The sequence below is a fragment of the Flavobacterium rivuli WB 3.3-2 = DSM 21788 genome (genome assembly GCF_000378485.1).
GTDB classification, from domain to species: Bacteria; Bacteroidota; Bacteroidia; order Flavobacteriales; family Flavobacteriaceae; genus Flavobacterium; species Flavobacterium rivuli.
In genome coordinates, this window is the sequence record NZ_KB899975.1 from 94732 (window position 1) to 107132 (window position 12401).

Consider the following 12401-nt stretch of genomic DNA (forward strand, 5'->3'; position numbering starts at 1 on the left):
TTGTAATTAAAAAAGGAGCCGGTATTGTTACCGGCCCCCTTATTTAATATCAGGACTATTTAACTTTAAGCAATTTGTAAGAACCTGTATTTTCGCCAATTTTTAATTTAACGATAAACACCTGCTCTCCTGCATAGTTAGAAAGATCCAGTTGTATTTTCTGGCTTCCGCCAATGGTAGACATGTTAGAACGCTCTGTTACTTTACGGCCCATAAGGTCATAAACTTCAACAGATATCTTTTCACCTGCCATATTTGCATTAAACTCTATGTTAACCAGTCCTTTAGTAGGGTTAGGATATACATTTACACCTAATGCTTTAAGTGGGTTTTCTGTACCCAGTACCTCTTCAACAAGAATATATTCTGCTTTTAGTACCGGTAAGCTGCTTCCAGCCTCGTTAGTAGTTGTAAGCGTTACATCATATACTCCTGCTGTAGGGTAAGTTACAACCGGGTGCTCTTCGGTCGATGTTGGCGGTACACCACCTTCAAACGTCCATGACCAGCTTGTTGGGTTGTGCGTACTTAAGTCAGTAAATGTTACTGTCTCATTTTCATCAACCACTACATCGCTTGCAACGAAATCTGCAACCGGAGCCTGCAGGCCTAAGTCTCTCTGCAATGAGAATACTAAAGCAGCCGAAGCATTAAAGTTAACCTGCCCTCTTGTAGCATCTGTTTGCGGTGCATTGTTACCGTTAGGGTGCTGTACAGAGAAGAAACCATACTTATAATCTGGCGTAAAGGTTAAGCCTGTAGGCTCTGCCCCTGCCGGCATAGATGCAAACAGTTTTACGTTAGGGCTGTCCTGTTTGTGGTCTGGCCTTATTACCCAAATATAGTTTTGGCCACCATCCTGGCATACCCATAGGTTACCTTTATCATCAAATGTAAGGTTATCATTACCATCTGCCCAAGCTTCGTTTACAACGCCGTTTGCAGTTTCTATAGGATACGTCATACCGCCTACAAATACCTCAAATTCTGATACCGTAGAGCCATCATCTTTAAACCTGTAGATACGGTTTTTACCTTTAGATGTAAAGTATATTTTACCATCGAGCGGGCTGATGTCGCAATCTTCAACACCGTTAAAGTTAGTACCTCCTAAAGAAGCAGCAACAATGTTTAGGTTGTTACGGTCTGCCTGGGTAGTATTAGGCACCTGTACCCATGTAGCTGTAGATGAACTTGGCTCATCTGACGATAACTCAAGGTCCAGTTTTAATACATATACCGCTCCTGAATATAAGCTACCCGCTGTAGTAGGTACAAATTTGTACACACAATGTGTATTCCCATCCTCACCATAGTAAGCAGCTGTACCATCGGCTTTAACAACCACATTTTCGTGGTTCATACGGCCCATAGCCCACAGTTTTTCCTGGAAGCCATTACCATAATCATCTCTAACGCGCGCTGTTGCAGGGTCTATTTCTACAAGCCAGCCTTCGTCCTGGTAGCCATCACCATTGCTGTCTCCTGCAGCTGTATTTTCTTCTGCGGTTACAACAGTTCCCCATGGTGTAATACCTCCCGAACAGTTACGGGTAGTAGTTACAAGACGATCGTTGTACAGGTCTACCTGCTGCGACTGGTCTACAGCCCAAAGGGTATTATCTGTATCTAGGTGTATGTTTAACATAGAAACTCCACCCGGCGCATTTTCATGGTTTACAGATAAGTGTCCTGTCTGGCTGCTGCCGTCTATAGGCACATACGCTGTAAAGTCATGGTTGCCCGGCACTGTACCAGACCCTATTGTGTAGTTAGAACCTTCCTTAAATAACAACTGGAAGCGGTGTTCCGGCGCTATAATAAGATTAGGCGTTTGCCCTGTAGGCGCTATAGATGTAAAGCACGCAATATGCGGGGCATCACACGCTACAGTAAGGTCTTCTGCATTTTTGATATACATATCGAACTTAAGGTCAGAGCTTGTATTGTCGCGGTTATGCACCTCTACAGCCACACGGTTTATACCGTCCTGGAACATAGATTTAGGCACACTGTGTACAAAATACCTGTTCTCGTCTGCACCATCAACAGTTGTAGCCGAACGTGTGAGGTAATCAAAATCGCCAGCAGGCATATTATCCCTAAACGCTTCTACACCATTAATGTATATTACAGCAGCATCATCTCTTTTTAAACCAAATTCTACAAAGTCTGAAACATCGGCAAGATCTACATTGATGTTCCTGTAAAAATATGATGTTATGTATTTGTTAGATGCATCTGCTCCATAGCTGATAGTAGTATTTACAGGATCGCCATAACCAAGTGGCGCCCTTCCTGAAAGCCATCCCGGTGAGTATGTGGCAACACCCCATTCTACATCGTCAAGGCTTGTACCATTATCAAGGTAATGCCATTCAGAATCTTTTGCAACAGGATAATTTGCTGCTTCAAGTTCCGGCGGTAATGCCCTTACGTTCATATCAAATGCTAAGTCAGAGCTGGTTAAATCGCTCTGGTGAAGCTCTACAGCTATGACATTTACACCATCCTGTAAAAGGTTAGCCGTAATATTTTCTACATAAGTAGTTTCGGCGGCTCCACTTATTGCAGAAGATGCAAAAGTAGTGTAAGCTATATCACCTTCCGGCATATTGCTACGGAAAGCCTCTACGCCATTTACATATACTACAACACCATCATCTCTAAGTGTTTCAAATAATAGTGAACCATACTGTGCAGCATTTTCTACGTTAAACGTATGCCTTAAGTAAGTGGTAGTATATTTGTGCTGAGCGTCTGGCCCATAGCTAAGTGTAGTATTTTGGTTAGGGTCGCCATAACCAAGTATACCGTTACCAAACATCCATGTGCTGTCATTAAAGTTATTGTTTTTCCAGTCTGTACCCAGGTCTGTACCTAAGTCGCTGTATTTCCAAAGGCTTTGTGCAGCAACAGGGAAAGTACCTACAGGATATGTAGTATCGCTTAACCATGCAAGGTAAACAGGCTCATTGTTAAATGTTATTTGCGAGAAAGTAACAATGTTGTTTTGTTTAGTACCGGTAGCAATTACAGTGTACGTTCCTTGTGGATCGCCTTGTAACAGGTAGTACTCGTTAGCAAGTACATCTACACTGTTAAGGTTATCAAACACATCTGCAAGGCTTACCTTTGGCGTACCGTTCTCTACATAAAGAGACTCAAATTTCCAACGGCTGTTGAGGTATTTCTTAGTAGCATTTTCTATATTTGGCAATGCTAATATTTCATTGCCTGTTTCTTTACCTACTACAACGTTCACATCGTGAGATGAAATAACATCGTTAAGGTACATACCGTTACGGTTGTCGTTCATTACACTCCAGCTTGCACTTACTTTATTACGGTAAGCAGCCTCGATATCCCTTACAGGATCTGTAGCTGGTATGATCTCAGCGTTAGTATAAGGAACTTCTACTGCAACCGAACCGGTGTTTACCATATAACCACTATCTTCCTGGCTAAATGTATAGTTGTAAGGAAGGTTATCTGTAGCTGTTGGCATAGTAAGGTACATATTAGCCCTTATCTCTGCCTGTGTTTTTGCCACAGTCCAGATACGGAACTCGTCTATATCACTTTGTGTAGGAGAGTTGTTAGCTATGTTTTTACCAAATGTAAGGTCGTTGATACATGGCTGAAACGTACCTACAGGCATGCTGCTTGCAAGTTCTCCATTAACGTAAAACTTAAATTCACCGTTTGGCACAAAAGTTACCGCTACGTGGTTCCACTCGTCATGGCTCCATGTATGTGCAGAACCAAGAGAGTTCCATCCTCCGGCAGATCCTCTACCTGTAATGGTTTGTAGTGTCTGGTTGCCCAGGAACTCCATTTCCCATCCAAATTCGCCACCACCAAAGTTTGAAAAGCCTACAAGTTTTGTGTTAGCTCCGGCTGTTGCCGTTAGGCGTGCCCAAAGCTCTATGGTAAACGATCCTGAAAGTGCTGTGTTAACACCGGCTTTAGGAATACGTACATCGTGGCCTGCCTCAAGATGAAGTGCCCCACCCTGCTGCGCAATTACCTCGGCTGTATTTGTTGTAAAGGCAAGGTAGTAGTTACCAAAGCTTAGCTCTACATCATTAAAATCTACTAAAAGATCTGTTACAGTACCTGTAGCAACTACTGCATAGCTTCCTGCAGGGTCTCCTTTTATAAGCATGTATTGTTCTGCCAGTGCATTTGTTTGCGCAGGATTAGCAAATACTTCTGCAAGGTTTACCTGTAGGTTACCTGTTTGTATGCCCATAGCATTTACATGCCATCCACCGGCTACATATTTAGTATCTTCTGCATTAAGAAGATCTGTAAGTGTATTGTTGTAGTCACGGCTTATAACAACGTTTTGCACATAGCTTGTTACAGCATCCCTTAAATAAAGGCCGTTAGTACGCTCGTTAGCTTTAGTCCAGTTACCTGTTACTTTATCATCAAACGGAGTTATAATTTCGGCAACCGGGCTTGTAGCGTCTACTATTACAGCACTTGTATAAGTAACTGCATTTGTATTTGTGCCATTGCTTACAAGTGTACCATTGTCTTCCTGGTCAAAAGTAAAGTTATACACAAGGTTCGTGTCAGCTGCACTTACAATAGTATGCATCTGGTCTTTAATTTCCTGTTGTGTTTTTGCTTTATTCCAAAAACGAAATTCATCCATTATAGAATACGACTGGCTGTTGTAGTTAAGGCTTTTACCAAGTGCAAATGCCCAGTTAGTATTTGGTGCAAAAGCAGTATAAGCGCCTGTAGCTGTAAGCTCGCCGTTTATATAAAGTTTTATATTCTGGCCTGGTACAGCCGTAATGGCTACATGGTTCCATTCGCCTGTTGCAAGGCTTACTGCACCTGAATTGATACGGATCCAGTCTGGCGTTCCTGTACCAAACGTTAACTGTACAGTACTGTTGTCAAGAATTTCGACAGTAAATCCTGTTGTGTTATTATTTACCCTGCCATGATTAGATACAAGCGGTGTATTGCGTGGGCTTTGTGTAAAGTTTACCCATGTTTCCATAGTAAACGAGCCACCTAATACAGGGTTTAAATCGGCATACGGGATTGTAACATTATGACCCGTATTTAACGATAATGCACCCCCACGGCCCGCAATAAATTCGCCTGCACTCCATGCTATAAAGTAGTTACCTTCTGCAAGGTTAGCATTATAGAACGTTACATTCTGTCCGTCAAAGCTGCCTTCGGCAACAGTTGCAAATTCAGTTTCAGAATCTTGTTTTAACAGGAAGTAATGTCCTGCAGTAGCCCTGATAGAATCAAATTGTGTAAGGGCCTGCTCAAGGTTTATCCTTACTGTTGCAAACGGGTTGTTTACCGGGTCTATGTGCCATCCTCCTACAGAATAAAAAACATCTGTATGGCCTGGAACCACTGCAAGCTCTGTAGCATTATTTTTACCAATTACCACATTGCTGCTGTAATTTGTAATTGCATCCGGCAACGTTAAGCCTGCATTGTTTACAGTGTTGTTGCGGCTCCATTTGCCGGTAACCACATCGCGGTACTCTTCTGCAATTACACTTACAGGAGATGTTGCCGGGGCAAGCAATCCGCCGGCTATGGTTACATCTGCATTTGCAGCACCAAGATCGTCAAGAATGGTTGTGCCTTCTTCACTGTTAAAGTTAAAGTAGTTGGCAAGGTCTGTCTCTGTACCTGCAAGCGTATAGTGCATGTGTTGCGCTATCTCCTGCTGGGTAAGTGCTCTTTTCCAGATGCGCACCTCATCAAGGTCGGCATTAATGTCTCCCGAATAAGCCGGGCTTTTACCAAAACCAAGACCCCATGAATTAGCTACATACTCTGTAAAGGGAGCTTCGGCAATTAATGCCCCGTTTATGTAATATTTCATGGTACCATTTTTAGTAGCTGTTAATGCTACATGGTTCCACTCGCCTACAGTCCATGCTGCGCCCTGTTCTACAAAGATGTTATTCCATCCGGCGCTGTTATTACCTACTATAACATTAAGCTTGTTACTGTCAGGAAACTCAAAAGATAAACCTGTACTGTTATTATTTACACGGCCGTTACTGGCAAATATTTTGTAATTAGTACCCGGATCGCCGTTTAGTTTACCCCAAAACTCTATAGTAAAGTCATTGCTAAGCGCATCGTTAGTAGCAGTTCCTGATAATGCCATGTTCTGGCCACCGCTTACTTTAAGAACGCCGCCACGTGTAGATTCTATTTCTGCGTCAAGCATAATCTCTTCGTCAGAAATTATCCTTCCGTAAAGCATAAATTTATCTAATGCCCCTATGAATTTTTTGTTCTGGAAATTGTTCCCTATGCTAACATTAGCATCCGAAGCTGTTGGAGAAACAACATTGTTCCAAGACTGGATAAGGAAACCATTAAAATAAAGCGATAGTTTTCTCCTTACGTTATCATACTTCCAGGCTACGTGAGACCATGCGTTAGGCAGTATGCTGTAATTGCTTGTAAGTACAGTACCTGTTGCATGGTTTGTAAATGTAAGTTTACCATTAGCATCTATACCTGTGCTCATACCTGCAGTAGCAGTACCGTTAGATAAAATAACGGCACCATTTGCGGGTATTTGGCTTGGGTTAACCCACGCTACAAGGCTAAATGGCCTGTCGTGAAAGTTTAACGCATTAACTGCCGCTGTATGCACATCTGTAGCAGCCGTAAATTGTGCTGCTCCATTTGCAACGCCATTCCTGTCGGCACCAAAGGTAACACCTGTAGTAGTAAATGAATGGTTAAAACCAGATGCGTCTGTAAGGGAATTATCTATACCTAAAGCCAGTTTTAATGCATCGGCATTTTGGCTGGTTAGCATATCCTGGTGAATGATCTCTTCAAAATACGGCTGCCCGTTAAGGCCTACATATTCTACCTTCATCCTCCTGTCGCCCACATCGCCATAAACACCTATCCTTAAATAGGTTTGTTTCATACCTGTAAGCACGTAATCGCTGTTGTAATTTACATTAACTACACCATTACCAATATCTGAATTCAGGTTACCCGACAGAACATCATATAAGGGATACTTTACATCGCCTTCCCTTATCATGAACTTTTGCTCATGAATATCGGCACTAAGCGAAAGAACTCCGTTAATATTGTGTTCTTTAATATATGCTATAAGCTCTGCAGATTGTGTAGTGCTGCAAAAGTTCCTGCCACCACAGTTACGCTCAAAAGATGGCGTACCGTTAATAAGCACTTTAAACGGCGCTGTAGAATTAAGCAAAGCTTGCTTAAGCCAGGCCATCTGGTCCGGGCCATAATGCGCCTGGGTACCATCGCGGTAGCTGCGGTTATCTGTTAAAAAGTACTCTACGTCTTTATATACGTAAGATGAGAAAAGGCCCGGGCCCTCGGGAGTACTCTTATATTCAGGATTAGGCCACCAGTCCTTGAATATTTCGCGCATTTCGCCAAGTGTTGGCATTGTTTTGTTAAACTCGTTAGGTCCCGTATCGTGGTTATCTGTAATAGCCAGTTGCGGCATTGCCTTAATAAGGTTGCGGTGGTAATTCCTGTAAAACAGGTAACGGTCAAAAGCCATGTCTTTGTTAGCCCAGTCGTTTTGTCCGTCAAGGCACTGCCCCATGGCGTGCTCAAGGCCTAATAAGTAAACGGCATCGCCCAGCCATACCATAAGGTCGCTTTGCTCGCGTGCCATAACGTTGTAAATATCAGGGTCGCCATTTACGTGAAATGCCGATTCCGGAATATCCATACAACGCGACAAGTCATAGATCCTGCCACAACCTCCTGATAGAAACTGGAAATCATCAATAGTTTCATTTCCGTTTACCACAGTAGCAGTATTGCCACTTGGTTGTCCGTTAACCAATACATTAGCTGTATAGGTTTCGCCCTGGGTAAGGCCGGTGTACTCGTACGACCTGAGGCTGTAGCCCAAACGGTCGTCCTGATTGTGTACCGTACCCGTTAAGGCAGTACCGGGGCTTGCGGCACCCGTTAGCGTAATGCTTAGCTGTGAGCCAGAGCCTGTGCCATTCTTTGTTAGCACCCATACCCGTACACTGTTGTTGTAGACGGGGCTTAACATGGGGCCATGAACGATGGAATCTCCCGGAATGGTTTGGGCACTAAGGCCTGACACCATACAGAGAAAAACCAAAAAACTCCAAAAAAGTTTGTTGTTTTTCATGTGAACGTTAAAAGTGTTTGTTAGTAAATGTATTATTGGAGGCAAAAGTAAATTTTAGCCTTGCGGATAGCCTACCTAAAAACTTAAGTTTAGTTTAAGGAATGATGAACTCATGTTATAAAAAAAAGTAGTACAACAGCAAAAAGTTACATTAATAATGTTGTAATTATAACAATATAAAACATGTATAGTTTTTTAACACGAGTATATATATTAAATTAACTATTTACCATAATTTTAACACCAAATACTTCGTGGTAATCCTAACTTCTATCATTTAACAACCAGTTTACATTGGGGATTATATTACTACTACATTAAAACGCTCTTAACATTAAAACTGAAAATCATGTATATAAAAAAACCGCCGAAAGATAATTCTTACAGCGGTTTACTATAAATATGGTGGTATTTAGGTATTAATCTTTAAACGGATTGTCTGTAAGCGACTCTATAAATGCTATAAGTGCTGCAACTTCTTTCTTACTTAAGTTAAGAGGATCCGGAGACAAGGTTTGGTTTGGCACTTCATACCCCATACCCATACCGGCTGCCCCTCCCTTATTATAAAAGTCTATAACCTCTTCAAGGGTTTTAAAACTGCCGTTATGAAAGTAGGGTGCTGTAAGCCGGGCATTGCGAACTGTCATTGTTTTAAAAGAGTTGCGGTATATCTCTTCACTGTCGTCAGGAATATTATTGGTTATGCGCCCGTAATCGGTATCCATTTCTAAAAGGTTGGGTCCTGTGGGTACACCCAGTACTTCGGTTTCATTTTCCTGGTACATGGGTGGCACCAGTCCGCTAAACGTGGGTACATAATGACAGGTGGCACAATTTGCCTTACCCGTAAATAAGTTAAACCCTAATTTTACCTGTGGGTCTATTTTTTTAGATTTTCCCTGTACATAACGATCAAATGAGCTGTTAAAAGAGCGCAATGAAATAATATAGGACGCCAATGCCGACGAATACCGGTATCTTGATATCTCCTTATTGTCTTTAAACACTAATGCAAATTGTTTTTTATAATTATCATTTGCATTAAGTCCTGCAACAAGCTTTATAAATGAGGTATTAAACTCTAAATGGTTCTCTATTACATGTTCTGCCTGTTCTTCAAGATCGGCAGCACGAAGGTCATAAAAATACCTGTCTGAAAATACAGCATTAATAAGTGTGGGCGAATTACGCAATACATATTTACCCACACTGCTTGCCGCCGATGTTTTTTGCCCATCGGTAAAGGCAAGTTCCGGTTTATGGCACGAAGCACAATTCATTTGCCCGGTACTGCTCAGGCTTTTGTCATAAAATAGTTTTTTACCCAGTTCTCTTAATTCGGGGTTATCGGCATCTTCCTTAAGTAGGCTGTAGTAGTATGGGTTTAAAAAATCAGCAGCAAATATATTGGTACTGGCAGAATTCCACGATTCTACATTATCCCATTTTTTTGCCGATGTTTCCAGCTTAAGCACCACTTGTACCTCATACAATTGCCTGTACAGCGGGTTGATATAATCAGTTAAAAAAGTCAGCCTGTCAAATTTTTCAAAATTGCTGTTTTTATGAAGGTAACTTATTGCCCCCGCAAATGTAGTTTTAATTGCAGACTGCTTATCCAAATCTGCTTTTTGCAATAAAGGCTGTAGCAATTGCTGTATCCCTTTTAATGATGACGCTGCTTCATCTGTAGCATTCAGCGACCCCGGAGTATCAAAACCTGTAATACCCATAGAAAAAATCCTTATTAGCTCCAGCCTCGAAGCTTCCATTATTTCAAAATCATAAAAAAAGGTACGCTTGGCAATGGCCATTTCAAGGGCAGGCAGTGCTTCTTTTACCTGTGCAGCAAGTTGCTGTATCTCTTTTTTAGACAGCGCTGCTTCGTCCGAAAATATAAGTTCATCGAGCCTTTGCAAACCCACCGGGCCTACTACCCTTCTGTCACCGCGGTAATGCGTAAGATCTATATAATCTAACGGCAGGCTGTTGCTATATTCTTTTGCAGACACTACATAGTATCCTTTTTCTTTATATTCTTCCTTAACAGGATAAGGGTCTAAATGGTTTAACGGTGGCCCATTAATATATGCTTTAATGTGTTTAGGGTAATAATACTCTAACAAAGCCTCGTTAGCCTTATAGGCATTCCGGGTTTTTGCAAGCTGCTGTTGCAATTGCTTACTATCGGCTTGCCCGTTAGCATAAGCCACAGCTACAGTATTAAGTACATCTACTTCCTGTTTAAAATTTTTAAGGGCTGCCTGTATTACCGGCCCGTAATCGTTCTGATAGTACTCGCTTTTGCTTACCGAAAAAAAATTGGGAGCAAAAAATAGTGTAATTGCCGCAAATAACGGCAGTATATATTTAAGGTTCATTATCGGGTTGCTTTTAGCTGTGCCTTAGCAGCACTTACATCGTTAAGCGACGTTATAAAGGCTATAAGGTCTTTCTTCTCAGTTTCGGTAAGGTCTAAAACATCAGGAGCCAGCGTTTGATTTTTTACAGTAAAGCCCATACCCTCACCTCCGCCTTTGTTATAAAAATCTATAACATCTTCGAGGGTTTTATATGCCCCATTATGAAAGTAAGGTGCCGTTAATGCAGCGTTGCGCACTGTAGTTGTTTTAAATGATTTCTCGTAAATCCAGGCATATTCATTATATATCTGGTTATCGATCCTGCCGGTATCGGCATCAAGTGTTTTAGCTGTTGGGCTTGCCAGTACACCAAGTATCTCGCTTTCGTTCTCATTATAAAAAGGAGGCACAAGGCCCGAAAATGTTGGCGCAAAATGGCAGGTGGCACAATTTGCCTTACCCATAAAAAGGTTAAAGCCATTTTTTATCTCCTGCGAAATTGTGGTACTTTCCCCACGTATGTATTTATCAAAATCTGAATTAAACGATTTTAACGACAATACGTATGATGCCAGCGCTTTACTAAAGTTTTCGCGGGTCATTCCGTCTTTACCAAATACCGTTTTAAACTTTTTAGTATAGTCCTGATTCTCCTTAAGCTTTTTTATAATAGCCGCATAAGCCGTATTAAATTCATCTTTATTAAATATTACGTGTTCTGCCTGCTGCTCTAAAGTAAAGGCACGTAGGTCGTAAAAGTACCTGTCGGCATAAACGGCATTGAGTAATGTAGGTGCATTTCTTAAAACCGATTTACCCTGAACATTGCTTGCCGATTTTGCCAAGCCATCGCTAAAGGCTTTTTCGGGCTGGTGGCAGGTAGCACAGCTTACTTTACCATCGTTACTTATGGTTGCATCATAAAACAGGGTTTTGCCCAGATCGCGTAAGTCATCGGTATCTTCTTCTTTCTTTAATTCTGAAAAAAAATATGGATTTAAAAAATCTTCTGCAAAGATAGAAGTGCTGCCGGGGTTCCAGGCAATAGTCTCTTTCATGTATTCGGCATCTGCCTCATCATTAAACTTTCCCAGCTCCTTATATATAGGGTCTAAATACAATTTTATAAAAGACAGCCTGTCGAACGCGTTAAATGTACCCGGATTTTCTAAAACCTGAATGGCTCTGCTTAAAAGAGGCAAAACTATTTTGGTATCGGCCGGTTTATAATTTTCCTGCACATATTGCTGTATACCCTGTAACGATGCCTGCGCTTCCTGAAATGCATTAAGCGACCCGGGAGTATCAAACCCGGTAATACCCAGAGAGAGTATGCGTACTACCTGTAACCTCATGGCCGTTATGCCAAACCTACCTGCCTGTTTATTTTTATCCAGCTCTGCATACAAAGTACCGTAAGCACCATGCAGTTTTTTTGCAAGAATGGATATCCGGCTTTTTTGATCTTTAGCTTCGTCAGAGAATACAAGTTCATCTAAAACCTGCAGCCCCACAGGATCTACAACCTTGGGGCGCGTGCCTTCTTTTTCTATTTGCATTAAAGGTGCGCCATTAATGTTGCCCTTTAAATATTCCGGATAATGAAAGGCAAGGTAAAATTCTATCTTTTTGTAAACAACACGGGTTGCTGCCAGATTTTTTTGAAGGGAGTCGAGCGTTATCTTACCAAACTTATAATCTACCGCAGCCTGGTCTAAGGCTGCAATGGCATTATTTAAATTAGTACTTCCTATAGCAATTATGCCCGGACTTGTATAAGCCGGATTTGAAGAGAATGAATAACAAAATAACGCAACAATAGTTAGTGCTGTAAAAAACACTATTGCCTTTAT

The 12401-nt window shown here is 41.6% G+C and carries 3 protein-coding genes; all 3 read right to left on the reverse strand.

The window, feature by feature from the left end:
- Window positions 1–55: 55 nt before the first annotated feature.
- The 3 genes from F565_RS21955 to F565_RS0118085 all read right to left on the reverse strand — a co-directional run bounded on the left by F565_RS21955 (window position 56) and on the right by F565_RS0118085 (window position 12389).
- Window positions 56–8182, reverse strand: a complete 8127-nt coding sequence (locus F565_RS21955; RefSeq protein WP_020214652.1) for a LamG-like jellyroll fold domain-containing protein — start codon at window positions 8180–8182, stop codon at window positions 56–58.
- Between the two features lie 419 nt (window positions 8183–8601).
- Entirely contained in the window at window positions 8602–10566 is a 1965-nt protein-coding gene (locus F565_RS0118080) for a cytochrome-c peroxidase (RefSeq protein ID WP_020214653.1), read from the reverse strand.
- Window positions 10566–12389 (reverse strand): cytochrome-c peroxidase, encoded by a 1824-nt coding sequence (locus F565_RS0118085; protein WP_169336039.1) that lies wholly within the window; start codon window positions 12387–12389, stop codon window positions 10566–10568. Before F565_RS0118085 ends, F565_RS0118080 begins: the two co-directional genes overlap by 1 nt.
- Window positions 12390–12401: the final 12 nt, after the last annotated feature.

Coding starts and splice junctions, on each gene's coding strand:
- F565_RS21955 (WP_020214652.1), bottom strand. CDS start 8,182: ATGAAAAACAACAAACTTTTTTGGAGTTTTTTGGTTTTTCTCTGTATG.
- F565_RS0118080 (WP_020214653.1), bottom strand. CDS start 10,566: ATGAACCTTAAATATATACTGCCGTTATTTGCGGCAATTACACTATTT.